General features: G+C 60.3%; 19 protein-coding genes. 7 read left to right on the top strand and 12 right to left on the bottom strand.

All coding sequences use genetic code 11. The features are described from left to right. Positions 1–203: 203 nt before the first annotated feature. The 4 genes from EI290_RS15575 to polA all read right to left on the bottom strand — a co-directional run bounded on the left by EI290_RS15575 (position 204) and on the right by polA (position 5,332). Positions 204–1,220: a YpdA family putative bacillithiol disulfide reductase gene (locus tag EI290_RS15575; protein ID WP_125432265.1), complete on the bottom strand. Its 1,017-nt coding sequence runs from the start codon at positions 1,218–1,220 to the stop codon at positions 204–206. A gap of 70 nt (positions 1,221–1,290) precedes the next feature. Then, entirely contained in the window at positions 1,291–1,710 is a 420-nt protein-coding gene (locus EI290_RS15570; protein ID WP_125432263.1) for a DoxX family protein, read from the bottom strand. Positions 1,711–1,843: 133 nt separating this feature from the next. After that, complete coding sequence (locus EI290_RS15565) at positions 1,844–2,326, bottom strand: DinB family protein (protein WP_125432261.1); 483 nt, start codon at positions 2,324–2,326, stop codon at positions 1,844–1,846. Between the two features lie 117 nt (positions 2,327–2,443). Further along, complete coding sequence (gene polA, locus EI290_RS15560) at positions 2,444–5,332, bottom strand: DNA polymerase I (protein WP_125432259.1); 2,889 nt, start codon at positions 5,330–5,332, stop codon at positions 2,444–2,446. Between the two features lie 105 nt (positions 5,333–5,437). Between polA and EI290_RS15555 the strand changes: the two genes are divergently transcribed. Continuing rightward, positions 5,438–6,073, top strand: coding sequence for a DUF1684 domain-containing protein (locus EI290_RS15555; protein ID WP_185817021.1), 636 nt, complete (start codon positions 5,438–5,440; stop codon positions 6,071–6,073). A gap of 78 nt (positions 6,074–6,151) precedes the next feature. Here EI290_RS15555 and EI290_RS15550 read toward each other — a convergent pair whose 3' ends face one another. The 5 genes from EI290_RS15550 to EI290_RS15530 form a co-directional block, all read right to left on the bottom strand. After that, positions 6,152–8,572 (bottom strand): MG2 domain-containing protein, encoded by a 2,421-nt coding sequence (locus EI290_RS15550; protein ID WP_125432255.1) that lies wholly within the window; start codon positions 8,570–8,572, stop codon positions 6,152–6,154. Between the two features lie 46 nt (positions 8,573–8,618). Beyond that, positions 8,619–9,764: a DUF4249 domain-containing protein gene (locus EI290_RS15545; protein ID WP_185817020.1), complete on the bottom strand. Its 1,146-nt coding sequence runs from the start codon at positions 9,762–9,764 to the stop codon at positions 8,619–8,621. Between the two features lie 48 nt (positions 9,765–9,812). Next, complete coding sequence (locus EI290_RS15540) at positions 9,813–10,961, bottom strand: DUF4249 domain-containing protein (RefSeq protein ID WP_185817019.1); 1,149 nt, start codon at positions 10,959–10,961, stop codon at positions 9,813–9,815. A gap of 124 nt (positions 10,962–11,085) precedes the next feature. Beyond that, complete coding sequence (locus tag EI290_RS15535) at positions 11,086–13,854, bottom strand: TonB-dependent receptor (RefSeq protein WP_125432249.1); 2,769 nt, start codon at positions 13,852–13,854, stop codon at positions 11,086–11,088. A gap of 14 nt (positions 13,855–13,868) precedes the next feature. Then, positions 13,869–14,645 carry a hypothetical protein gene (locus EI290_RS15530; RefSeq protein WP_125432247.1) on the bottom strand — a complete coding sequence of 259 codons (777 nt, stop codon included), beginning with the start codon at positions 14,643–14,645 and terminating at the stop codon, positions 13,869–13,871. Between the two features lie 209 nt (positions 14,646–14,854). Between EI290_RS15530 and EI290_RS15525 the strand changes: the two genes are divergently transcribed. Continuing rightward, entirely contained in the window at positions 14,855–15,451 is a 597-nt protein-coding gene (locus tag EI290_RS15525; RefSeq protein ID WP_185817018.1) for a 3'-5' exonuclease, read from the top strand. Between the two features lie 223 nt (positions 15,452–15,674). On the opposite strand, the gene EI290_RS15520 is transcribed toward EI290_RS15525, so the two are convergent. The 3 genes from EI290_RS15520 to EI290_RS15510 form a co-directional block, all read right to left on the bottom strand. Continuing rightward, positions 15,675–16,505, bottom strand: a complete 831-nt coding sequence (locus tag EI290_RS15520) for a TPM domain-containing protein (RefSeq protein WP_125432243.1) — start codon at positions 16,503–16,505, stop codon at positions 15,675–15,677. Further along, positions 16,502–16,954, bottom strand: a complete 453-nt coding sequence (locus tag EI290_RS15515; RefSeq protein WP_125432241.1) for a TPM domain-containing protein — start codon at positions 16,952–16,954, stop codon at positions 16,502–16,504. The genes EI290_RS15520 and EI290_RS15515 overlap by 4 nt, the downstream gene beginning before the upstream one ends. An 84-nt stretch (positions 16,955–17,038) precedes the next feature. Further along, a complete protein-coding gene (locus tag EI290_RS15510; protein WP_125432239.1) occupies positions 17,039–17,617 on the bottom strand; it encodes a LemA family protein in 579 nt (192 codons plus the stop codon). A 224-nt stretch (positions 17,618–17,841) separates the two neighbouring features. Here EI290_RS15510 and EI290_RS15505 point away from each other — a divergent pair, with 224 nt between their 5' ends. The 5 genes from EI290_RS15505 (at position 17,842) to EI290_RS15485 (ending at position 26,284) form a co-directional block, all read left to right on the top strand. Beyond that, positions 17,842–18,843, top strand: coding sequence for a sugar phosphate nucleotidyltransferase (locus EI290_RS15505; protein ID WP_125432237.1), 1,002 nt, complete (start codon positions 17,842–17,844; stop codon positions 18,841–18,843). Positions 18,844–18,981: 138 nt separating this feature from the next. Then, entirely contained in the window at positions 18,982–20,355 is a 1,374-nt protein-coding gene (locus EI290_RS15500) for a hypothetical protein (protein WP_125432235.1), read from the top strand. A 167-nt stretch (positions 20,356–20,522) separates the two neighbouring features. Then, positions 20,523–20,915: a hypothetical protein gene (locus EI290_RS15495; protein ID WP_125432233.1), complete on the top strand. Its 393-nt coding sequence runs from the start codon at positions 20,523–20,525 to the stop codon at positions 20,913–20,915. A gap of 192 nt (positions 20,916–21,107) precedes the next feature. Then, positions 21,108–22,556 (top strand): hypothetical protein, encoded by a 1,449-nt coding sequence (locus EI290_RS15490; protein ID WP_125432231.1) that lies wholly within the window; start codon positions 21,108–21,110, stop codon positions 22,554–22,556. A gap of 260 nt (positions 22,557–22,816) precedes the next feature. Continuing rightward, positions 22,817–26,284 carry an acetate and sugar kinases/Hsc70/actin family protein gene (locus EI290_RS15485; RefSeq protein ID WP_125432229.1) on the top strand — a complete coding sequence of 1,156 codons (3,468 nt, stop codon included), beginning with the start codon at positions 22,817–22,819 and terminating at the stop codon, positions 26,282–26,284. Positions 26,285–26,288 lie beyond the last annotated feature (4 nt).

Here is a 26,288-nt window from a genome sequence, read left to right as displayed (position 1 = left end):
ACCGCTGCAAGCACTACTGGCTCACCCCGGACGACTATCGCACCGAGCAAACCCTACGCGACAAGCTCGACTACCTCATGCCCAGAGTCGGAACTGAGTATACGGTTACTTTTAGCTGACCACTTAATAGCTTGCAGAAATACTATCAAAAAAGCCCTTCTACCGCGGTAGAAGGGCTTTTTTGATGTGGTTTTGTATGATCATCAGGAGAGCTGCACGGGTTGAAGCACCTCCGGCAGCTGCGGGGCCGCCTCGCCGGCCAGGCGGGCGGCAATCAGCTGGGCATGGTAGCGGCCGTTTTCAATAAACCAGCGGCTGGTATTCAGGCCTCCGCACACGGTACCGGCCAGGTAGAGGCCGGGGCGGTTGGTTTCCAGGGTCTCGGCGTGGTGGGTGGGCGTTTGAGCGGCATCGGCCTCGCAGGTGATGCCCAGGGTAGCCAGGAACGTGAAGTCGGGGTGGTAGCCGGTGAGGGCGTAGACGTGCTGGGCGGGCAGGGTGTGCGGGCCGTCGGGCGTGTTCAGCTCCACGGTGGTTTCGGTGATGCGGGCCACAGTGCTGTTGAAGTGGCACCCGATGCGGCCTTCCTTGATGCGGTTTATTAGGTCGGGCCGAATCCAGTATTTCACCGACTGACTGATTTCATCGCCGCGCACGACCATGGTGGGCCGGGCCCCGGCCCGCAGCAGTTGCAGGGCTGCTTTGGCCGCCGAGTTCTTGCCCCCGATTATCACCACGTCCTGGTCGGCGTGGGCGTAGGGCTCTTTGTAGTAGTGCGTCACGTGGGGCTGGTTTTCGCCGGGTACGCGCAGGTAGTTGGGCACATCGTAGAAGCCGGTGGCCACAATAACATAGCGGGTCCGGATGCGGCCCTTGTCGGTGAGAAGTGTGTAGTTTTCCTGTTCACCTTCCAGCCCGGTTACCCGCTCAAACAGGCGAAGCGGCAGCTTTTCGGTAAAGGCCACGCGGCGGTAGTAGTCGAGGGCATCTTCACGCAGAGGCTTGTAGTGCAGGGTGGTCATGGGATACCCTCCGATTTCGAGCAGCTCGGGAGTGGAGAAGAATTCCATGTTGGTGGGGTAGCCAATGATGGAGTTTACCAGAGCGCCCTTATCTACCACACACACCGAGAGGCCCCGCCGCTGCACTTCCAGTCCGCAGGCCAGCCCCACCGGCCCGGCTCCTACCACTACTACATCAAAAGAAACGTCGGTTGTCATATGCTGTAATACCAACTCAGCGGGCCGGGAGTTTACAACTGGCCTGATTAGACCAGGGCCGGCAGCCATGCTACTTGCGTTTCAATGTAGCCAGCGCGCCCGTGCTCCACAGGGCCCAGCCCATGAGTACGGGCTGGAAAAACAGCCGTCCGAACCGTTTGGCATCGGTATTGAGGCCAAACGCGGAAATATGATGAGTGTACTGGTGAACGTTGCCGGGAAAAACGGCCGCGTAAAATACTGCCAGCCCAATACCTATCCGTACCCGGTTACTTCCTTTCAACGCCAATAGCGCCAGTCCCAGCCCGATTTCAACTACCCCCGAAGCTAGTACAGTAGTGTCTTTGCTGAACGGCACAAAATCGGGTACCTGAGCCTGAAACTCCTGGCGCTGAAACGTGAGGTGGCCGGTGCCGGCCGCCACCATAAAGGTGCCCAGCAGGCCGCGGGCTACGTTTTGCAGGGTGGTGGTATGCACGTTCTGTTGCATAAAGGGTATGCCAGGATTAGCCTGGCTGCTCCTGCTATACGCGCCCCAGCCTCCTGGGGTGTTCTATTGCCGCCACCTGCTCAGGCAATACGCCAGCCCGGAGAGCCCGCCCCTTGCTCACCAGCCCCATGCGCTACTTCCAGGCCCGCAGTAGCCGCCGAAGAAGCACGATTTCGCCAGTGTGGTAAGCATTATGGTCTGCAATGAGCATGGCCTCGCGCAACATGGTTTGGCCGTCGCCGTGCGGAATAGGAGCCAGCAGGTCGGTAGCGGGGTGATGCAGCAGGCCGATGAACCGTTGGCGGTCGGCCTGAATCTGGTGGTGCGTGTGCTGCCAGGTTGCTTCGTTGGCGGTGGCGGTAGTAGCAGGCCAGTAGCCGGAGGGCCAATCCGGGGAAACGTGCCCGACACCACGGGAAAACTCCAGAATATCCCACTGCGCAATACGCAGGTGTTCTACCACCTGCCAGATGGTGTGAGACGCTTCTGGTACGGGCTGGTTCCACTGTGCCGGCGTAAGGCCCGCGCAGGCTTCCTCAAACGTGACGTGGGCATTGCCCTGAGTAAGTAGGCTAATTAGCTCATTAATAACGCCTTGCTTGGTGGTTTGGTCCATGCGGAATATCGGGAAAGTAGAAGAGGGTAGTGTAAACTTTGTAGCTCGCGTAGGCCAGAATTCGTTGGGCCGGATCGGGAAGACGGGAACCACAAAGTTTGCGCTACAGCGTGCTGTTTAATGGGCCTGCAGCCAGTTGCGGCCGGTGCCGACTTCCACCTCCAGCGGCACGCCGTGGGGCAGCAGCAGGGCCGTGGCCATCAGCTCCTTGATTTTGGGGGTGATGTACTCAACCTCTTCCTGCACGGCATCGAACACCAGCTCGTCGTGCACCTGCAGAATCATCTTGGTGCCGAGCTTTTCCTGAATCAGCCACTCATGGATGTTGATCATGGCCTTTTTGATGATGTCGGCGGCGGTGCCCTGGATGGGGGCATTAATGGCGTTGCGCTCCGTGTAGCCGCGCAGGGTGGCGTTGCGGGAGTTGATGTCGCGCAGGTAGCGGCGGCGGCCTAGCAGGGTAGTGGCGTACTCCAGCTCCCGGGCCCGGTTGATGCTTTCGTCCATGAACTGCTTCACCGAGGCAAACTCTTCAAAGTAAGTCTCAATGATTTCGGTGGCTTCTTTGCGGCTTATGCCAATGCGCTGGGCCAGCCCGAAGGCCGAAATGCCGTAGATGATACCAAAATTGACGGTTTTGGCCTTGCGGCGCATTTCCCCATCCACTTGGTCGAGGGGCACATGGAACACCTTGCTGGCGGTGCTGGTATGAATATCCAGTCCCTGGCGGAAGGCTTCAATCATGGTTTTGTCGCCCGAGAAGTCAGCCATGATGCGCAGCTCCACCTGAGAGTAGTCGGCGGCCAGCAGCAGGTGGTCGGCGTCGCGGGGCACGAAGGCCTTGCGGATTTCGCGGCCTTTCTCAGTGCGGATGGGAATGTTCTGGAGGTTGGGGTTGGTACTGCTGAGGCGGCCGGTAGCCGTTACGGCCTGGTTGAAGGAAGTGTGTACGCGGCCGTCCAGCTCGCACACCAGCTGGGGCAGGGCCTCTACGTAGGTACTGCGCAGCTTGGTAAGCTGGCGGTGCTCCAGAATGAGGCCGGCAATGGGGGCATCGGCGGCCAGCTGGCTGAGCACTTCCTCGCCGGTAGCGTACTGGCCGGTTTTGGTTTTCTTGATTTTGCCCCGGCCCAGGTCCATCTTGTCGAACAGCACTTCGCCCAGCTGCTTGGGCGAGCCAATGTTGAATTCCTGGCCGGCCTCCGAGAAAATCTGCTTCTCAATATCCACAATGTAGCCCTGCAGCTCGGCCGAGTACTCGCCCATGGCGGAGGAGTCGATTTTTACACCTTCGTACTCAATATCAGCCAGCACCGGCACCAGCGGGTTTTCCACCTCGTTCAGCAAATCCAGCAGGCCCACCTCCTTCAGCATGGGCTCGAATACGTGCTTGAGCTGCAGGGTCACGTCGGCGTCCTCACAGGCGTAGTCCTTTACCTCGGCCGGGGGCAAGTCGGCCATGGTTTTCTGGTTTTTGCCCTTGGGGCCGATGAGGTCAGTGATGGGCACCGGGGTATAGTGCAGGTAGGTTTCGGCCAGCACGTCCATATTGTGGCGCATGTCGGGTTCCAGCAGGTAGTGAGCCAGCATGGTATCAAATAGCGGCCCGCTTACCTGCACCTTGTAATGCTTGAGAATGGTGAGGTCGTACTTGATGTTCTGGCCTACTTTGGTGATGTGCGCAGCTGCAAAAAACGGTTGGAACTCGTCGATGAGCGCCTGGGCAGCAGCGTGGTCATCAGAGGGGACGGGTACATAGTAGGCCTCGCCGGGTAGCCAGCAGAACGAAAGGCCCACCAGCCGGGCCGTCATGGTATCCAGGCCGGTAGTTTCGGTGTCGAAGCTGACCTCGGTTTGCTGCAGAAGGAACTCCAGCAGGCTCCGGCGCAGCTCTGGCGTGTCTATCAGGTGGTAGCGCACATCCATATCCGGTAGGGTGCGACGGGGGCCGGCCGGGGACCCAAAGGAGCCGGTTTCACCTTCCTCGGCCGCAATACCCACGGCCGCATCGGCGGAGGAGCCAAACAGGCTGCCCTGGCCCTCAGCCACTTTAGGGCGGCGGGCCCCGCGCGGGGTGGGGGCCGTACTGCTGGCCCCCGCCGCACTGCCGCCGCCCAGCAGGCGGGTAGCCAACTTGCGGAACTCCAGCTCCTCGAACAGCTGCTGCAGGGCTTCCGCGTTGGGCGCTTCCATGCGCAGGCCTTCCTCGTGGAACTCAATGGGCACATCCAGATGAATGGTGGCCAGCTCCTTACTCATCAGCCCCTGCTCGGCGAAGTTGCGCACGTTTTCCTGCTGCTTGCCCTTGAGCTCGTCCACGTTGGCAATCAGGTTTTCTACCGAGCCGTACTTCTGAATTAGGGTTTTGGCGGTTTTCTCTCCAATGCCCGGAATGCCCGGAATGTTATCGGAGGCGTCGCCCTGCAACCCCAGGATATCAATTACCTGCTCGGGTCGCTCAATTTCGAAGCGCTGCAGTACGTGGGCCACATCCAGCACCTCGGCGGCGTTGCCCATAAAGGCGGGACGGTAAATCTTGATGCAGTCGGTTACCAGCTGGCAGTAGTCCTTGTCGGGCGTCATCATGAACACCTCCCCGAAGCCCTGGGCCTCGGCTCGGCGGGCCAGGGTGCCAATCACGTCGTCGGCCTCGTAGCCATCCACCAGCAGAATGGGAATGTTGAAGGCCTGGATGATTTTCTTGATGTAGGGAATAGCCAGGCCGATATCCTCGGGCATGGCCTGGCGCTGGGCTTTGTACTCGGCGTACTGCTCGTGACGGAAGGTTTTCTTGGCCGCATCAAACGCCACCCCAATGTGAGTGGGCTTCTCTTTCTGCAGCACCTCTACCAGGGTGTTGGTAAAGCCCAGAATAGCCCCGGTATTAAGGCCCTTGGAGTTCACGCGCGGGTTTTTGCTGAAAGCAAAATGGGCCCGATAAATCAGGGCGAAGGCGTCGAGCAGGAAAAGCTTGTGGGGCTGGGGGGCGGCAGTGTCGGGAGTCATAGGGGGCGAAGGTACGGAAGGCATTGGGGCTGCCTGCTGGCAGCCTACACTGCTTACGTGCAACAGGTATGGCAAGGTAACGGCCCGGTCAGTAACTTAACGCTCATGTATCGTTTTTACATTGCCCTTGTGGCCGCAGCGGCGTTAACCGGCAGCACTGCCCAGGCCCAGGCCACCCTGCCCCGTCCTGTGCCTACGGCCCATGCGCAGGCCGTCACTGCTTTTCAGCAGGAGCTGAACGCGGAGTATCGGGACTCAACCCGTACGCCGCTGCCCAGGGCCACGCGCCGCAGGTTTGCCGGTTTGCCATTTTACCCCATTAATTATGCGGCCTGCGTGGTGGCGCGCTTCGTACCCGACTCCCTGGGCGCCCCTTTTCAGATGCAGACCAGCACCGCCCGGCGGCCCCTGTACCGCAAGTACGGGGAGCTACACTTTACCCTGGAAGGCAAGCCGCAGAGGCTCCATGTATACCAGAGTCTGGAACTGCTGCAGACCAAAGAGTACCGCGACTATTTGTTTGTGCCCTTCACCGACCGTACCAATGGCCACGGAAGTTATGGTGGTGGACGCTACCTGGACCTGCGCCGGGGGCAAATCCAAAACCAGCAGGTGGTGCTCGACTTCAACCGGGCCTACAACCCTTACTGCGCCTATGCTACCGGCTACGCCTGCCCGGTTCCGCCCCCCGAAAACCGACTGGCGGTAGAAGTGAAGGCGGGCGTGCAGAGCGACCATTAAGCGGCCCACCGTAGCGGAGCGCTCCTGCCAGCTGGCCCAAGGCAAAAAGCAGGCAGGAGCCGGACCACTGTAGATCCATTACTGAGCCGGAGTGATGTCGAAGCGGATGCTGGTGCTGCCGGCTGCGCCCGTAGTGGCCAGGCCCTGTACTACCACGCGGTACTGACCCGGCTGATCGGGGGTGAAGAACTCCAGCGAAGTTGCCCGCCCGGAAACGGTATTTACCTGCGGGTTCCAGTACACCAGGTTGCGCAAATCGGGCAGGGGGCTTTGCTGCTGCTCCGGGGTATCATAGCGGGGGGCATAAAATTCGCGCTGCCGCTGCAATCCATCGTACTCCTGCACCAGGGCGCGGGCATCCAACGGAAACCCTTCCAGATTACCCTTGTACGTGCTAAAGCTGATGATGCCGTTGTACAACGCCCGTCCCTGAAAGTAACGGCTATCCAGCACCTCCAGCTTCCTGATTTTGGCCGGGTCGAAGGCCATCAGCTTATTGGTGTTGAATACGGGCATTCCATCCAGCAATACCAACGGCTCATCCGTGAACATGGTCCGGTTGGGGTTGTCGAGCACATTGAAGTGGTAGCCATCCTTGCGAAGACGCACCTTCACGCCCGGTACATATTCCCGCAGCACTTCTTCCAGCGTTTTAAACCGGGTGTAGTCATCGAGCCAGTATTTCTCGTCGGGCTTGCCGAAGAAGGCCAGGGTGTCGGTGGAAGGCTGGGCGAAGATGCTGTTGTACTTGCGGGAATACGTGGTTTGAACCTGATTTTGCAGGTGGCGCAACGTAAACTCGTCACGGAAGCGAGGGTAGGGCGTGAATGGCCGCGTGAACACGCTGCTGGCAAAGGTTTGGGAATAGGGCGAGTCCAGCTCTATCCGGTAGGTACTGTCGCGCTGAGTGTTGGTTTGTACCACTAGGTCGCGGGGCCCGTAAAAGTCGGCCGTTTCAAACAACACCGTGCCATCAGCGGTGCTGGTCGCATTGCTCAGCCGCGCCGGGCGGCCGGGAGACGTGAGGTAGGCCGTTATATCGGGGGCGGGCTGGTTGTTCTGGCGCTGTGTCAGGTGCCCCCGAATCAGATGCCCATTCAGCTCAGGCAGGTAGCGGAAGGAGGGCAGTGAAGTGCGCAACACATCTTCCCACCGAAACCGGCTCCAGCCATGGGTAAGCATCAGGTTGTCGGTAGCGGCGGCGGCCTCGGGTCCGGCACTGTCGAAGTAGTACGCCGGATCCTCAATAGCACCTACCAGGTCCGACGTTAGCCAGAGGTAGCTGCGGATGTCAGCCCCGGTTTCTGCCACCAGCGAGTCGGTGCGGTACACGGCCACCGAAAGGTTGGCGGGCAGGGCCTGGCCGGTGGCCGTGGCGGTAGTCAGTTGCAGGCTCACCTTGCTGCGGGCCGCATACTGGCGTTTGTCGGGGCGGGCCTGCAGGGCCAGCTGCGTGGTGGGGCGCCGGAAATATAGCCGCTCACACACGGGCTGGCGGCGGCCATTGAACAGCGTAAAATGCGAAATGCCCTCGGCCAGAGCCTGTTTATCTACCACAAACTCGGCTTGTCCGTTGCGCAGAGGGGCAGTGGTAGCCAGGGCCAGCCGCTGCCGGGCGTGGCCCAGCAGGTACACCGTTTCGGCGTTGTGGCCCGGCGCCTGCACCGTAAGGCGTAGGTGCTGCGCATCGGCCTCCGTTAGGCGGAGCACATACCCATCGGCAAAGGCGGCGGGCAGCTGGCGCGTGAGCAGACGGCCGTTGGGCAGTTTTAGCACGGCCGTATAGGGAGCAGTGGTAGCGGGAGTGAGGTTAAACGAACCCATGCCGAACTTCAGCGTCCGGAAGCTGGCCTGCGTCTGGCCCTGACCATCAAGCACCGTGCCCTCTACTGCAACGCTCTGGCCGGTACGGCTGCTCACCTTGAAGGCCACTTTGCTGGGCACGCCCCGCACCAGGTTGCCGCCTTCCGGGAAAAACTGCACGTCGTAGGCCGTGGTATCCAGCGTCGAAACGACCCCGGAAGCCTGGAGGGTATTCACAAAGGTAACCGGCGCATGGAAGTAAAATTCCGGGCTGAAATTCTTCATCCAGTTGGTGTAGGCCCGCACCGTATAACTGCCCGAGCTTAGGGCCGCCGGTAGCTGAAAGGAGCCTTGTCCGGTGGCATTCCGCAGCGGCACCTTGGCCTGCAGTACTGGCTGCCGGTTTCTGTCCAGTACTTCCACGTACACTATTTTGCTCATGGCCAGCGGCTTGCCGGAGGTGCCATCGGTCACGTAGGCCTTAAACCACAGCACCTCCCCACTCAGGTACAGCGGGCGGTCCAGGTGCAGGTACACCTTTTCCTGCAGAGCCTGCTGCTGGTAAGTAGTAAAGCGCTGAGTAAGCGTGCGGAGCGAATCGGACTGCGCCTGGGCCGGAATGGCTGCTGCCAGGCAGAGCAGCAGAGCCCAACCGCGGGTACCAGGTGAGCCGGTAGCAAATGAAACTGATAGCATACGGACGAAAGAAAGGAAGAGTAGACCAGGTGAGGCCACAAAGCAGCTAAGGCCAGAAGCTGGGCTTGGTAGGAGTACCCCGCAGCCGGCAGTCCACGCACTCGGGACTCTGGGAGGTATAGAAGTTGCCGTTTTTACTCACCGGAATCCGTTCAGTAGGGTTGCTGAAGTACTCCTGCAGGGTAAGTCCCTTCCACCGGTCACTGGGGAAGGAGTCCAGCCCCACGCAGGTTTCGTAGCCATCCAGGTTGGTGGGCCACTCGTTGGGCAGGTCGGTGCGTTTGATAAAAATGCGTTTCTCAACCACCGTGGCCGCGCCCACAAAGCCGAGCACAGGCTCCTGGGCATCGGTGAGCGAGTGTACATTGCCCTGAATCTGGCTGGGCAGCGGGTCGAAGAGGGTGCCGATATTTTCCGTGTTCTTCTTCACGGCCTCCCAGTAGTCGAACTCCGCCTGCGACAGGGCGTACTGCCGCACCAGTACGCTGTAAGTGTAGTGCAGGCGGCCCGAGGTAGCCGGAATAAACAGCAGACGGTAGTCGCGCACGGCATCCTGACTCAGGCGCACGGTGCTGGTGGTGTTCAGCGAAGTCGACTTTTCGGTGCGCCAGCAGTTATAGATGTTCTCAGTGCGGGGTACCACCTGGTTGTTCACGTAGTTGATGGTGCTGCGGAAGGCCGAGGTGAACTCCCAGGTTTCCTCGTACTGCCAGCGGTAGTACTGGGTCAGGTTCCGGTCGTCGTGGGCGCTGATGTAGAGCTGCAGGCCGCCCGCCTGGGGGCGGCCACCCAGGGCATCAATGGCCGGGGTAGTTTTCAGCAAAGTAAAATCGGAGGCGTACTCACGCCCCGTGGCCGTGCGGATGTACAGGCGGTAGTTCTGGTTGGCGGGCAGCTGCTGCGCGGGCGAGGCGTATACGCCGGGCGTAGCTTCCATCAGGGCGTAGCGCTGGCCGCCGGCACTCTCAACAAACACCGTGGCCCGGGTTTCGGGCGGGTACGGGCCCTTGGCGGAAAGCTGCAAGGAGCGGGTCAGCGAAATGCTGGTTATTCCGTTACCGTTGATGAAGCCATCTACCACCAGGTAGTTTTTTTCCTCGCTGATAACTGTGGGCAGGTATTCCTGCACGCAGCTGCTTAGCCCCAGGGCCAGCCATAGACTCAGCAGAGAAATGCGTAAAAAAGAAGGCATGAGCGTAGAAGAAAGTACGGCTGCACCCATTCCGGTGCAGGGCGTGGTTTAGGGCCAGTAACTTGGTTTGTGGTTGGTGCCCCGCAGTCGGCAATCCACGCAAGCCATCGTTTGCATGGTATACACTGTACCCTGCCGGGCTACGGGCGTCCGGTACACCGAGTCGCCGAACATATCATCCATGGTGTAGTCTTTGTACTTAATACTGTTGGGCCAGTAGTCAAGTCCGGTGCACAGCTCGTAGCCTTCATGCTGCGGTATCCAGTCGCGGGGCAAATCGGCCCGGGTAATGAAGATACGTTTTCCAACCACCGTGGCTGCGCCCACAAAGCCGAGTACGGGCTCCTGGGCATCGGTGAGCGAGTGTACATTGCCCTGGATCTGGCTGGGCAGCGGGTCGAAGAGGGTGCCGATATTTTCCGTGTTCTTCTTCACGGCCTCCCAGTAGTCGAACTCCGCCTGCGACAGGGCGTACTGCCGCACCAGTACGCTGTAGCGGGAAAGCAGGCGCTCCGAAGCCAGGGGAATAAACAGCAGGCGGTAGTCGCGCACGGCATCCTGCGCCAGGCGCACGGTGCTGGTGGTAACAATGGTGGTGGAAGGAATAAAACGCCAGCAGTGGTAAATATCTTCTTTACGCTGCACCATGCGGTTGTTGCCTGCATACCGGTACAGGCTCTCATAGGCCGAGGTGAATTCCCAGGTTTCCTCGTACTCCCAGCGGTAGTACTGGGTCAGGTTCTGGTCGTCGTGAGTGGAGAGGTACAGCTGCACGCCGTTGGATTGCACCCGGCCCTGCAGCTGGTCGATGGCGGGCGTAAGCTTCAGCGGGGCATAATCGGAGGCATACTCCCGGCCCGATGTAGTGCGGATGTACAGGCGGTAGCTCTGGTTGGCGGGTAGCGTAAGCTGCTTGGAGGTATATAGCCCCGCCGTATCGGTTTCGGTGAGTGGGTAGCGCTGGCCGCTCAAACTCTGAATGGCTACGCTAGCCCGCCGCTCGGCCGGAAACACGGATGGTGAGGAAATCTGCACACTCCGGGACAGGCGGATGCGGGTAGTGCCGTTACCGTTGATGAAGCCATTAACTACCAGGTAATTACTGGGTGCTGTAACTGCCTCAGGAGTATAAGGCTCCACGCAGCCGGAGAGCACCAGCAGCCAACACCCCATCAGCAGGCGGGTAAGGGCCGACATACACAGCGTACTATGAGGTAACCGCATCTATATCAATACATAAAGTTAGGAAATTGACCAGACGTCGGCGGCCGGCTCAACCCGGCAGCAGGTAGCTGTGCTCCTGCTGCACCAGGGGCCACGACTAAAACTTGAAATTGTAGGTAATGGTAGGAATAGGCTGCCCGAAGATGGACAGCTGGTACCCCCGAATCTGCCCGCCCACCGACTTGAAGTATACGGAGTAGGGATTTTTGCGGCCCGTGAGGTTGTACACCCCAAACGTCCAGGAGCTGTGGAAGGGCTTCTTCACCTTGTGGTTACCTTCCAGGTTCAGGGCCAGGTCGGCGCGGTAGTAGTCGGGCACCCGGTAGGCATTGCGCTCCGAGTAGTACACCCGCGTGGCGTTGCTGATGTAATACTTGGCCAGGGGTAGCGTAATGGGTCGGCCGGTGCTGTAGGTGTAGTTGAGCGAGGCGCTGATGCGGCGGCTGAACCGGTAGTTGCCAATCAGGGTAAAATCGTGGGGCTTGTCGAAGTTGCTGGGGTAGTAGCGGCCCCCGTTAATCATTTCTGAGGTAGTGCCCTGATTTACCTGTACCAGGGAGCGGGAATAGGTGTAGCTCACCCAGCCGTTGATTTTGCCCGTCAGCTTACGTAGCATCACCTCCACCCCGTAGGCCTTGCCCACGGCATTTACAATATCCGTTTCGATGTGATGGTTGAGAATGAGAGTGGCCCCGCCCTTGTAATCCACAAAATCCTTGGTGGATTTGTAGTACGTTTCCACCGAGGCCTCAATGGTATTTGCCCGGAAGTTGCGGTAGTAGCCCAGGGAATACTGGTCGCCCACCTGGGGACGGATGTTGGAGTCGCTCAGCTTCCAGATGTCCGTTGGCGACATGGCCGTGGTGTTGGACAGCATGTGAATGTACTGGCGGGTGCGGTTGAAGCTCAGCTTCACCGAGGAGTTGTGGGTGAGCGAGTAGCGGGCCGACAACCGGTACTCTGGTCCGTGGTAGGTGGCCAGCACCTTGCCCGCCGCGAAGTACGAGGTATCGACGATGGTATTGAGCGTTTTGGCCAGGCCCGGCGCGTAATTGTACACCTCCCGCGGCCCCAGGGCATTGTAGAGCGAGTAGCGCAGCCCAACGGATACCGAGAGGCGGGGGGAAACGTCGATGCGGTCCGAAAAGTAAAGGGCGCTTTCCAGGCCCTGCTCCCGGGCCAGCACGTCGGGCGTTATCAACGACTCCGACCCTGAAGGCCGCAGCCCGCCCGGCGACACGTGGTAGAGCACCGAGCTGCCCCCAAAATCGATGGTATGCTTGGAGTTGGGGGCGTAGGTAAAGTCCAGCTGGGCCTGGTACTGCTTGATGTTGTACGTCAGCTGCGAAGCCGTAGCCGCGTCCCGCTGACTGGTAATGTCATACTCGTAGTGGCTGGTGGCCCCCGTCAGCACTCCATACAGCTTGTTGTTGATGGTATGCCGCCATTTCACGCTGGCATTGCGGTTCAGGTAGCGGTAGGTGGTGTCGCTGGCCAGCCGGAACCTGTCGGTGCTCAGGTAACCGGTGGCGTACACCGTGTTCTTGTCGTTGAACTCGTGGCTGAGGTGGGCGCTGATGTCGTTAAAGGAGGCCGAGCTTTGCTTAAAGCTCTCATTGGGCAGCAGGTGCAGAATCCAGTCGGAGTAGCTGGAGCGCGCCCCGATAATAAAAGAGCTTTTATCCTTCAGGATGGGGCCTTCCAGCGTGAGGCGGCTGGTAAGCGGCCCGATGCCGCCCGCGCCGGACAGCTTCTTCTTATTGCCTTCCCGGGTAGTAATATCCAGCACCGACGAAAGCCTCCCCCCGTACTTGGCCGGAATAGCGCTTTTGTACAGCTCCACTGACTTGATAACATCGGGATTGAAGGCCGAGAAAAAGCCGAACAAGTGGGACGGGTTGTAAATGGTGGCGTCGTTGAACAGAATCAGGTTCTGGTCGGTGGCGCCGCCGCGCACGTTCAGGCCAGTGTTGCCTTCCCCTACTGATTTTACCCCGGGCAGCGTCAGCACAACCCGCAGAATGTCGGTTTCGCCGAAGGCCGTGGGTACCTGCCGCATCGTTTTGATATCGAGCTTTTCTACGCCCATTTGCAGGCTGGCCACGTTCCGGTCCTTCTCGGCCTCAATTACCACCTCCCGTAGGGTCGTCACGTCATCTTCCGTTTCCAGGTCCAGCCGCCCGTCGCCGCGCAGCTGCACTAGGCGGTGGGTGTTCTTGATACCAATACCCCGGATTTTCACGTCGTGCCGACCCACGGGCAGCGTGAGGGTGTAGGAGCCAAACTGGTCGGTGCTGGTGCCAATGCTCGGCGACTCAATGTATACGGTGGCTCCCACCACCGGCTCGCCCGTTTTGGCCTCCCGGATGCGCCCACTCAGCGTGGCCTTGCCCGTGGCCGAACTCGTGCCAATCTCATACAGCTTGCTGGCCGCCGCACTCACCGACCGGATGCGGGTGCTGCCGGGGTCCTGGTCGTTGGGGTCTGGCTGGGGCAGCAGGGCATTGCGTTGTTCCGGCTGAAAAAAGCTGTCAGCCAGCTCCGGCGTAATCGTAACTCCCCGGGTCACGAACACCCGGTTATGAGCGTCCACTGCAAAGCGCAGTGGCGTGTTCCGCAGAGCTTGCTCCAGTACCGCGCGTAACGGCTTCTGCTCCGCCTGTACCGTAATGGTCACGCTATCCACGGCCGCCGGGTTAAAGTAAAACCGGAAGCGCGTCTGCGCCTCAACGGCCCGGGCAAACTCCTCAAACGGTACCTGTTGCACCTGCAGGGTAATGGGCTGTTGCGCGGCCTCCTGGGCGTGTGCTGGGCCACCGGCACCAAGTAGCAACAGCAGCAGAACGACAGTAAAAAGGTGTTTCATAGAGTCCGTGCTGCTTAGTAGCTGCCCCCGCCGGCCTGAGATGCTTCGGGTAAGCTGGTATAAAAATCGGCTAGCCTGATAATGTCCTGCTCCCGCGTTTCCTTGCTGAAGGTCAGGTGGTTGTCGTGGGCGTAGCGCTGCAACTCCTTGCGCCGCGCCGGAAACAGCGAAACAACCGAGCCCTTGCCCTTCACCGCGTGCAGGGAGTGGTTGGTCTGGATATAATACTGAGTGAAAGCATAAAACTCAGCCTTCGTCACGTTTTGGCTGGGCTGGGTTTGCATTTGCTTGGTACGGCGGGCAAATACCTTCACCTGCTTATCCAGCAGCACATCATAAAAGCCCGGACGCACGCTTTGAGTGCTACTGTCGCCTTCCAGCCGCACAAACCGGTGCCCATGCACCGTAAACTGCTTTACCCGCTCCGGCACCAGCTGCACGTAGAACGAGCTGGTCGGCTGTTTGATAATGACCTGATCCAGGCGCAAATCGTAGCGCAGTGGCACGTTCTGGTACCAGTTGCCATCATACTCCACCGCCCCCAGGGCTTCCTGCTCCGACACAAAGAACTGGTTGCCTACGCTGGCCTGGTAATAGCGGGCATAATTGACGTATTCCGTACCATTGTACAGCCTCGACTGGTCCTGAATAGCCTGGGCGTAGCGCTGCTCGGTAAGGGCACGGGACTGGCTTAGAAAAGCGGAGTCCGGGGTGGCGGTTTGGGCAGCTGCGGCATGCACCAGCAATACGCTCAGTACTGCTGAGCAGGAGATAGGAGGGGACCAGAACATAATGGAAAGGATAGAGCGCGGCAACAGACTGACAGCCATTCTGGATAGAAGGCTGCATGCATCCCAAAATAAGCCTACTAAGCAGGGTGGGCTACCAGCGCAAGTACAGCACAACCAGTCCGAAAAAAAAGCCTGAGCTCCCCAAAACCGGAAATACCGCCCCGGCTGTGGCCCAAACCTCCCCGCTCATGGCGCGTAGATGCTGCTCTATGCGCTATGTTTCCCTCGACCTCGAAACCACCGGTGGCAACCCCCGCCGTCACCAGATTCTGGAGCTGGCTGCCGTGGTGGAGGATACCCGGCACCCGCTGCCTTTACCAGAACTGCCTGCGTTCCGGCGCGTAGTGCGCCATTCTGAGCTGGTAGGCACCGCCGGGGCGCTGGCTCTGAATGCAGGCCTACTGCAGGAGCTGGCTCGTAAAGAGCCCAACCCCCAACTCTGCAGCCCCGAGGACCTGCTGCCCCAGCTCCGGGAGTTTCTGCTGGCCCAGGGCTTCAAAACCGATAAAAACGACTGTGTAACCGTGACGATGGCCGGCAAGAACATTGCCGTCTTCGACCTGGGGTTTCTGCGCGAGCTACCGGGCTACGGCACCCTGGTGCGCGCCGAGCCCGCCATGCTCGACCCGGCCGCCTTCTATCTGAACTGGCGCAAGGATACCCGCCTGCCCACCATGCAAATCTGTAAAGCCCGCGCCGGCTTCGAGGACGATACCGTGGCCCACCAGGCCTTAGCCGACGCCCTGGACGTGGTGCAGCTGCTGCGCCCGTTTTATGAGCGCCCGAGCTATAAAATGCATGAATGAGGTGCTGTTTCGAGCGGGAAGCGCGCCTCCAAAATACAGCGTAGCAATTCCTGCTCTTTCGCAGGTAATACCCTAGAGACATGAAAAGCCCCTGACGTCCGAGCTGGCGTCAGGGGCTTTTGCTTGGGTTGAAAATTAGGTGACTCGTGAAGGGTAGATTAGCGGTGCTGTCTTGCTGGTACACGCGCCTTCTGCTCGTAATGGCACCTCACTTCCTCACCATCTACCAATCCCCGGAAGCGCCGCCGCCGCCGGAGCTGCCACCGCCGAAGCCCCCGAAACCACCCGAGTCGCCGCCGCCGCCCCAGCTGCCCCCGCCGCCACCGAACACGCCGCGGCCGCCGCTAAAGTCGCCGAAGATGATGGGCGGAATCATGGCGCCGCCAAAGCCCCGGTTGCGCCGGCCGCCCCCACCGCCGCCCCGATTCCGGAACAGGATGAAGAGAATAAGCACGGCAATAATCAGCCAGAAGCTGATGCCGGAGCCACTGGAATCTTCGCGGCTGCGTGGGGCCCGGGGTTGCGTGGCGGGGTCGGCCTTGTACTCGCCCTTGGCCAGAGCAATCAGCTGGTCGGTGGCCCGGTCCAGGCCTTCGTAGTACTTTTCCTCCTTAAAGGCCGGCACTATTGTGTTGGAGATGATGCGCTTGGCCAGGGCGTCCGGAATGGCACCCTCCAGCCCGTAGCCGGTATGAATGCGGGCCTTGTGCTCCTGCTGGGCAATGAGTACCAGCACGCCATTGTTGTTGTTCTTCTGCCCGATTCCCCAGGTCTGGTACAGCTGCTGCGCATACCCCACTATGTCGTAGTCGCCGAGAGTGGGCACTGTTACCACGGCAATCTGCGAGGAGGTGGAATCGTTGTAGGCTACTAGCTTGCGCTCCAACTGCTGCACCTGCTGGGGCTGCAGCATTCCGGCCAGGTCGTTCACGAGGCGGGGTGGGGAGGGACGGGGCGGCACGTTCTGGGCTCCCGCGGCCAGTTGCAGCAGCAGGAGTACCAGCGCCAGCCACCAGCCGCCCGGCAGCCGCCTAAATAAAGGGAGCTGCCTCATGAGCGGATGGGCGTGTCGCCGAAGGAGATAGAGTCATCCAGCTCGTTCTGGTCGGTGGCGGCATCGTAGGGGAAGTAGCGCCGCAGCTGTTCGCCCACCAGCCGGATACCTTGTTCCAGCCCGTTCACGTACTTCTCAGCCCGAAAATGCTCCAGTACATTTTCCTTGGCCATTTCCCAGAAGTCGTCGGGTACTACGGAGTTGATACCCGCGTCGCCGATAACGGCGAACTGCCGGCTCTGCCAGGCCAGGTAAAACAGTACACCATTGCGCTGAGCAGTACGGTGCATACCCAGCTCCGCAAATACCTGCGCGGCGCGGTCCAGGGGCTCGGGCGTCGGACAGGTGTCTTCCAGGTGTACCCGGATTTCGCCGGAGGTGCGCAGCTCCGCCTGCCGGATGGCCGCCACCAGGGCTGCTTCCTGCTCAGGAGTAAGAGGGTTGGTCATAAGTTAGGTGCTAGTAAGCAGTTGTCAGTTGTCAGCAACCAGAACCGTTCTGACAACTGACAACTGACAACCAACAACCCAAGATTAGAACTGTACAGTAGGCGCTTTCTGCGCGGCGGCGTCGGCCTCGAAATAAGGCTTCTCCTTAAAGCCGAACATGCCGGCAAACAGGTTGTTGGGGAAGCTCTTAATGTAGCCGTTGTAGTCGTTGGTTACCACATTCAGCTTATTACGCTCCACATTGATGCGGTTTTCGGTGCCTTCAATCTGCGCCTGCAGCTCCTGGAAGTTAGCGTTGGCCTTCAGCTCGGGGTAGTTTTCCGATACGGCCAGCAGGCGGCCCAGGCCCGCGCTTACCTGCGACTGAGCTTCCTGAAACTGCTTCAGGTTTTCGGGGGTCAGGTCGTTGGCATTCAGCTGCACGCTGGTAGCCTTGGCGCGGGCATTGATAACGTCCGTCAGGGTCGACTTCTCAAAGTTGGCGGCCCCTTTCACCGTGTTTACCAGATTCGGAATCAGGTCGGAGCGGCGCTGGTAGGCGCTCTGCACGTTGCCCACTTGGGCTTTCACGGCCTGGTCTTTGGTTACCATGGAGTTGTAGCCGCACGAGGACTGGGTAAGCAGCAGCACGAGGCCGGCGAAATAGAGCAAAAAGCGTTTCATAGGGTTGGGGAGAGTGAAAAAATGGAAGAGAGAATCGGAAACATGCCGGGCCAAACAAGCGGCCCCTGTCGTTGTTGAGGTCGGGCCCTGCGCCTTGGCTCAGGAGCCGGCTCCCGGACCACAGTGCTGCAAAGTACGAATTCAGACCCGAGCGGTTGTGTGTACGGTTGCTCCGGCGGCTTTGTGTATTTTGCGCTTCGGTGCTCCCCGATTTTTCCCCTCGCATGAAAGCTGTAATTCCCGTAGCCGGTATCGGCTCCCGCTTGCGCCCGCACACGCATACCCAGCCCAAAACGTTGGTTCCCGTAGCGGGCAATACTATCCTGGGCCATATCATCGACCGGCTGGTGGATGCTGGGGTGCAGGAGTTCGTCTTTATTATCGGCTACCTGGGCGAAAAGGTGGAAAGCTACGTGCGCAAGCAATACCCCCAGCTGCAAAGCTCATTTGTGGTGCAGGAGCCCCGCGAAGGCATTGCCCACGCCCTCTGGCTGGCCCGGGAGCATTTTCGCCACGAGCAGGACGGTATTTTGATTTTGCTCGGGGATACCATCGTGGATGTGGACCTGTCGGCCATGATGGCCACGCCCGGTAATGTGTTGGCCGTGAAGGAAGTAAAAACGCCTTCGTTGTTTGGGCTGGTAGAAACCGGGGCCGGCGGCCGCGTGACCAAAGTGGTGGAGAAGCCTCGCATTCCGAAGTCGAACTATGCCTTGGTGGGCCTATATAAGCTGGCCAACCCCGATTGGCTGGCTTCGGCCCTGGAGCGCATCGTGGAGCAAAACCAGCGCACCCACGGCGAGTTTCAGCTCACCGATGCCCTCATGCTCATGATTCAGGACGGGGCCGATATGGTGACGACGCCCGTAGATAACTGGTTTGACTGCGGCCGGAAAGAGAGCCTGCTGGAAGCCAACGCCCGCCTGCTCAACCGCCCCGAGTTTCTGAAGCGCCGCGAGTACCCTGAGTTCCCCGATACCATCATCATCCCGCCCGTCAGCATCGGCCACGACTGCCAGATTTCCGGCTCCATTATCGGCCCTAACGTGGCCATCGGCGACCGGACCATCGTCAGGAACACCATCCTGAGCGAATCCATCATCGGCTCGTACTCCGAACTGCGCTCCGCCGTGATGCACGACTGCATCGTGGGCTCCGACGCCCTGTTCAAAGGCACCCGCCACAGCCTCAACATTGGTGACAACACGGAAATTGATTACAGCTAAGGGATGGTGAAGTTGTGAAATGGTGAAGTTGTGAAATGTTCTGACCACACCAGTAGACAGAACATTTCACAACTTCACCATTTCACAACTTCACCGTTTATGTATCCGCTGCGGGCAGATTGTCGTTACTTTAGCCCGATGCGCTACCTGACCTCTTTTCCCCGCCTGCTGCCCGCCCTGGGCTTGTCATTGTTCCTGTCCGGCTGCTACTCCCGCTCCGATATGAAATCGGAGGAAGGAGCTGCTGCTGCTGAAAAACCCTGGGCCGAAATGCCCGATAACGTGCGTCCGGCGGAAGCGCCCGGTGTGGAGGCCCCGGAGGAAGCGTCGGACGTGGTGAGTGGTGCCGCGGCCCAGCCGTTGCAGGCCGTGAATGTGTTTCTGGAAGTATCAGGCTCCATGGAAGGCTTCATGCCCAAAACCGGCACCAGCGGCGAAAATACCAAGTTTCAGCAGCACGTGGCGCAGTTGCTTTCGGATATCAACCGAACCACCGCCGCGAAGCAGAAGTCGTTTTTCCGCATCAAGGAGAAGCCCTATGCCGACACGTACCCAGGCATTTCTGCCACGGTACGGAGTGGCATTCAGCAGCCGGCCAAGAGCACCGAGCTGCCCGCCGTGCTCGATACGCTGATGACGCGCTACTACCAGCCCGGCACCGTGAGCGTGCTGATTTCGGATTTTATCTACTCGCCCAAGAACGCCGGGGCCATTCCCTACATCAAAACCGATATTACCGACGCCCTGCAGCGCAACGGCGCGCAGCCGGATCTGGCCGTGTCGGTGTACGGCTACCTGTCGGATTTCCGGGGCACGTACTACCCCGCGTTGAAAGCCGCCGGCAAGAAAACCAACTGCTGCAACACCGAAATACCCTATTACATCTGGGTGCTGGGCCCCGCCGATGCCGTGCGCCGCTTCGATGCCGCCCTGCTGGAGCAGCAGCCGGCCAAGCAGGCCCACTTCGGCGTCACGTATCCGCGTCCGGCTTACTCGGTGCTCGATAAATTTCAGAACAAAGGGGCCTGGTACTACGGCGACGCCGGAGCCAGCAAGCGCATGGCCGGCACCTACCGCGTGGTAGCCGTATCGGAGGCCTCGGCCCAGCAGCCGGTGGAGTTTGTGGTAGGCCTGAACCTGGTCCAGCTGCCAGGCCAGTACAAGGATGTGGCCTACCTGAAGCAAAACCTGAAGCTGGAAGGCGTAGACACCGATGCCAAGCTGCTGGACGTAACGCCTGCCACCGACCAGACCAAGGCCAGCAGCGGCCCCCAGAGCAAGTACACGCATTTTGTCAAGGTGCGCCTCACGCAGCAGCCCAAGGCCGCGCGCCCGCTGGTGCTGCGCCTCCAGGACCAGCGCCCGGCCTGGGTAGCCCAGTGGACCACCCGCAACGACGGCACCCCCGCGCCCAAAACTTTTGCGCTCAGCTCCTTGCTGGATGGGCTGGCACCCACTGACGCCACGCGCCCGATTTTTGAGCTGCCACTCACCTTACAGCCAGCCGAATAGCCCGCCTGCTGCCCCCGCTTCTGCCTGTGGCATAGCCTTGGCCAGACGGTTTGGAACGGTTTTCGTTCCTTAGGTCAGTCTGGCAGCAATGACCCCGGCCTCACAATTTCGTTTCCCTCTCATCGTTCCACGGGTTGCCGGCCCGGAGCCCGGCCTCACCTCTTTCCATGAAAGCATTCTTCCGCTTCCTCTACGAACTCATCGGCAACCCCCAGCCCCCGGCGGATACGCCCGTGTACCGCGACGTTATCTTCCCCAACCTGGGGCTGCTGAATCTGGGCATTTCTGCCGGGCTGGCGCTGGTTTTCTATTTGCTCATTAACCGGGCCATGGGCGTGGCTACCTTCAACAAGGGTCGGCACTGGAGTATTTTTCTGGTGCTGAATGCGCTGATTGCCTTCTTTGTCACCATCTGGCAAACCAACGCCCAGCAGGTCACCGACCACAGCTATATCTACTGGCTGGCTACCTGGAACGCTATTCTGGGTCTGGCATGGTTCTTCATCTTTTCGTTGCTGTTCAAGCGCGCTTCTACCAACGCCAGCACGACGCCTTTCTAGAGCTAGTGCTAGAAAGCTAGTTCCCCTCCTTGGAAAGGAGGGGCTAGGGGTGGTTGATAATCGTTGGACGATACAGAGCGAAATCGTTCCGCTAAACAACATCAGCAACGAGCCAACCACCCCAGTTCAGCCGCAAGGCTGAACATCCCCTCCTCAGCTGAGGAGGGGAGTTTCGTTCAACATCAGCAACTCATGGCTAAACTCTTTTTATTCGGTATTGGCGGCACGGGCTCCCGTGTCATTCGCTCGCTCACGATGCTGCTGGCGGCGGGCGTGGACCTGCCCAACTGCGACCGGGTGGTGCCCATCATCATCGACCCCGACGCGCACAACGGCGACATGAACCGCACGGTGCAGCTGCTGCAGAGCTACCAGCAGATCTACAAGCGCCTCGGTCCCCGCGAGGAAGGCTTCTTCAAGACTGATATCAGCACGCTGAGCGGCATTTCGCAGGACGTGAACGGCTCGGTAAAGGACACCTTCATCTTCGATTTCGGCGGCATCAACCAGAGCTTCCGGCAATACCTGAGCTACGACGGTCTGTCGGTGGACTCGAAGGGGCTGGTGGATTTGCTGTTCACGCAGGACAACCTGGAAAGCCCGCTGACCATTGGTTTCCGCGGCTCGCCCAACGTGGGCAGCATTGTGCTCAACAAGCTGGTGGAAAGCCCCGAAATGCGGTTTTTTGCCGACAACTTCCAGGACGGCGACCGGGTGTTCTTTGTGTCGAGCATCTTCGGCGGCACGGGCGCGGCGGGCTTCCCGCTGATGCTCAAGAACCTGAAGGACTCGAACACCCGCCTCAGCAACGCCCGCTACCTGCGCGACGCGCCCACCGGCGCCGTGACGGTGATGCCCTACTTCGCCCTGCAGAGCGAAGACAATGCCGTCATCGACTCCAACAATTTCCTGACCAAGACCAAGGCGGCGCTCAGCTACTACGAGCACAACCTGCAGGGCCTCGACGCGCTGTACTACCTCGCCGACACGCCCGACACGCCCTACGAAAACCAGCCCGGCGGCACCCAGCAGAAGAACAAGGCCCACGTAATTGAACTGCTGGCGGCTTTAAGCATCGTGGATTTCATGCGCTACTCGCCCGCCGAGCTACGCACCGGCGGCCCGCACTTCCACGAGTACGGCCTGGGCCAAGACGCGCCAGAGCTGCAGTTCAGCCACCTGCCCGATGAGTCGCGCGAAATAATGGCCAAGCAGCTCACGCAGTTCCTGTACTTCACGCGCTACCACAAGCAGCACCTGCCCACCGACAAAGCGCCCTACGCCGACAACCTGAAGCTGGACTACGCCATGCGCAATGAGCCCATCTTCCGGGAGCTGAACACCTTCCTGCACGGCCAGGACCTGGGCGCCGACCAGTGGCTGCAGGAGCTGGCCCAGAACCGCCGTTCCTTTCGCCCCTTCGACCTGCAGACCGACGACTTCAACGCCATGATCCTGGGCAAGCCGGTGGAAAAGAAGTGGAACGACTTCTTCAACAAAGGCCTCAGCCACAACTACCTCCTCGATAACCTCAACAAAACCGAGAAGTCCCTCCAGGAACCCGACAACTTCCGCAAGCTGCTGGAGCTGTTCTATGACGTGACGGACAAGGCGTTTGAGGAGAAGGTGAAGGTGGTGTAGAACGAAAACTCCCCTCCTTGGAAAGGAGGGGACGCCGTGCCGCAGGCGCGGCTGGGGTGGTTGCCCCGCGTACTGATGTTGTTTACCTGAACGACCCAAGCCGCACCGTTCAACGATTGTCAACCACCCCTAGCCCCTCCTTTCCAAGGAGGGGAACTAGCTTTCTAGTTGTAGTTTCTAGCAGTAAAAAATCACCCCGAGCAACCTTCGTCAGGCTCCCCCTCTCCCGGAGGGGAGGGGGCCGGGGGGGGGGTCCCGATATGGCCAAAGTCCTTCGCTTACATAACAACGGCTCCCAGCAAGTGCAGGGCTGGCAGAAAACCGCCCCCGTCACCAGCACCGAAATCAACACCGTAACGGACCCCGCGGGGGGCAAATCGCGCAACCTGGCCGTGAGCATCCCGACGCCGTTTGCGCGGATGCACCTGTTTGAAACGGCTTTTGATTTCCTGGCCCGGGAGGGGCAGCGCAACCCCGGCTCGGTGTACCACGAGCTGACTACCCACTTCTGGGATTTGCTGGAGCTGCTCTACAACTACCACCTCTACACCCAGGCCGGCCGCAAAATCACGCTACGCCGCTGGAATGCCGAGGCCGAAATCCGCCGGATGCGGCAGGACGAGGGCACGCGCCTACTGGGCGAAACCCTGCAGCTGTACATGCAGGACGAGCGGTTCCGCGACTTCTCCGACATGTATCTGGTGTACTATGAGTCGCCGGAGTTGGCGGGGGGCACGCGCCTGCTGGGCGGCACCTCGCCGCTGACAATCCTGTTCACTGGCCCCGCCGTGAAGCCCCTGGACCTGGAGCGGCCCCAGGCCCGCGGCCACTACTTCGACCAGCAGACTGTGCTGCTCGAAGACCGCGACCCGCAGTTCCGGGAGTTTGTGTACGAGCTGTTTTTGGCGTATCCGCAGCTGCAGCGCCGCGAGTTTGCCGGTAGCGTGTACGCCGGCCTCGACCGCTCGAAAATCAACCAGCTCCAGATGCAGGGCGACCGGAGCGCCCAGCAGTTTGCCGCCCGCTACCCGGCCCTGGCCGATGTGCAGGGCAACCTGGTGAGCGTGAAAGGCGTGCCCTTGCCCGGCCGCGCCGACCAGTCGGCCGTGACCAGCTCCGACCTGTTCATCCAGCCCACCCGCGAATCGACGACGGGCCGGCCGCGCCCGTTGGTGTTGCGCCCGAACCTGACGATGCCCGGCGCCAACTACCTCAACGGTCAGCCCTGGGACGACCGCACGCCGGTTCCGTATTACGATGAAGTAGCGCTGGAAAGCCGCGTGCTGCCCGGCAAAGGCTTCAAGTACCCCTACCTCACGGTGGGCGACCTGCTGGAAGACTCCCTGGTAGAGCTGCCCTACGAGCTGAACACCCAGCGCTTCCACACCGGCAAAGTTACGTTCCAGTACGGGGCCGATGGCCAGGGCCGGGCGCGCTTCCCCTACCTGCTGCCGCTGAAACAGGCGTTTTTCGAGTATTTCACCGAAAACGAGCTGGCCGAGCTGCTCACCTTCACCATCGACCTGAGCCACGTGCGCGTGCAACTGCGGGTGCCGGTGCAGGCGGGCCGCTTTATCACCTTCGAGCGTAACTACTACCACAATCCGCAGAACCCCAAGGATGCCCAGGGGCGCGAGATTCTGGAGAAGGGCCGCATTGTGAAGGCCGCCGTGGGCGTGGGCGTGTTCCCGTTCTACAAGGTGCGCTACCAGCCCGAGTTCAACGACCTCTACAAGGTGATGCTGGTGGATGCCGACAACGCGCCCACTATGCTCAACCGCCGCTACGACCTCACGTTCTTCGTGAACGGGGAGCGAATCACGGAGCAGGGCGCCGCCCGCCGCGCCACCCGCTACGAGCGCACCCAAAAGAGCATGGCCACCGCCGGCAGCACCTACTACGAAGTCACCGGCACCCACTTCGACCTTGCGGAACTGACCTGCCCGCCCGCCACCATCGGGGCGGAGCCGGCCCGGGGCCTGTTCGTGCCGCGCTGGCGCGAGCTGGACCGCGGCACCCGCCGCTTCACCTTCGCCGTGGACTTCGGCACCACCAACACCCACATTGCCTACGCCGACTCGCCCACCGCGCACCCGCGCCCGCTCACCATTGGGGAAGCCGACGTGCAGGTGGAGTGGCTGCACGCGCCCGTGGCCGATGCCGGCCTCTCGGCGGCCCAGCGCTACCGTACCGGCGCCGGCCAGATCTGGACGTACATTGCTACCCTGCAAAACCGGGAGTTCGTGCCCTCGTTTGTGGGTGAAGGCGGCTCGGTGTATGAGTTTCCGATCCGGACGGCGGTGTGCGAAACCACTTCGTTTGCCAACGAGCCCGCCAAGGTGCTCAGCAACATCAACATTGGTTTCAGCATCAACACTGAAAACGCCTCGGAGCTGCCCCAGAACCGCTTCATCACCAACCTGAAATGGTCGGCGGAGCTGGACCCGCAGGGCGTGTCTCGCATTGAGGCGTTCTTCCGGGAAATTCTGCTGCTGCTGCGCCATAAGGCGGCGTTGCACGGCGGTATTCTGGAAGACACCCGCGTGGTGTGGTTTGCCCCGCTGAGCTTTGATGGGTTCCTGCGCAACCAGTTCCAGCAGGTGTGGGACGAGTCGTTCCAGCAGGTGTTCAAGGCCCGCCGTCCCACCATCTGCCTCACCGAATCGGTAGCGCCGTACTACTACCTCACCGCCACCAACCAGGTAGTGCCCAACCGCGACGAAAACGTGGTGAACATCGACATCGGTGGCGGCACCACCGATTTGCTGCTGTTCGCTGACCAGAAACCGGCCTACAGTACCTCTTTCCGCTTCGCCGGCGACGACCTGTGGGGCGACGGCTACGCCCGCGTACAGGGCGCACCCAAGCAGAATGGCCTGCTGCGCCTCGGCGTAGGCCACGTGGAAAGCCTGCCCGACTCCGAGCAAAACCAGGAGTACAAAGGCTACCTGCGCGCCGCCCTCAGCAATACCGATTTCGGCTCCGCCGACGTGACCAGCCTGCTATTTAAGTACGATGATGCGTTGCGGTTCACCCAAGCTCTGGGCTTGGGCAAGGGCCGGCAGCTGCGGGTGCTGTTCTATCTGCACTACACCAGCATCATCTACCACACGGCGCAGCTCACCAAGCACCTCGGCCTGAAAACGCCGCGCTACCTCTGCTTCTCCGGCAAAGGCAGCCTCTACCTGCGCCTGCTGGCCGGGGGCAGCTCCCTGGTGGCTATCGAGAAGATTACGAAGGCCATCTTCCACGCCGTCACGGGCGTAGAGCCGCCCCACAACTTCCGCGTCATCCTGGCCGACAACCCCAAGGAAGCCACCACCAACGGCGGCGTACTGTTTGAGGAAAAAACGAACACTTCAGACTACGACAACATCAAGCCCGTGAAGTACAGCGGCGCGGTAGACGGCACCGAGCTCAATCAGCAGCGCCTGAAACTGAACCAGGTGGATGCCGAGCTGAAAAACACGGTGCTCGACAACGTGCGCAACTACCTCACCCTAGTGCTGGAAGGCGACGACGTAGCCCCCTACCTGCGCGAAGTAGGCGTGGACGTGGACCGTCAGCGCGTAAAAGACATCCTGCTCCGCGAAATCGAAGACAGCCTGAGCCTGGGTCTGCACCAGTTCCAGCGCCAGCTTTCTAGCGACGAAACTCTGCCCGAAACTCTGTTCTTCCTGCCGCTGAAGCAGGCTCTGTACAACCTGAGCCGCGAGCTGCAGGCGTAGCTAA

The organism is Hymenobacter metallilatus, from assembly GCF_003944705.1.
GTDB classification, from domain to species: domain Bacteria; phylum Bacteroidota; class Bacteroidia; order Cytophagales; family Hymenobacteraceae; genus Hymenobacter; species Hymenobacter metallilatus.
The sequence above is the reverse complement of the archived record's forward strand: the minus strand, read 5'-3'. Positions and strand labels throughout refer to the sequence as shown.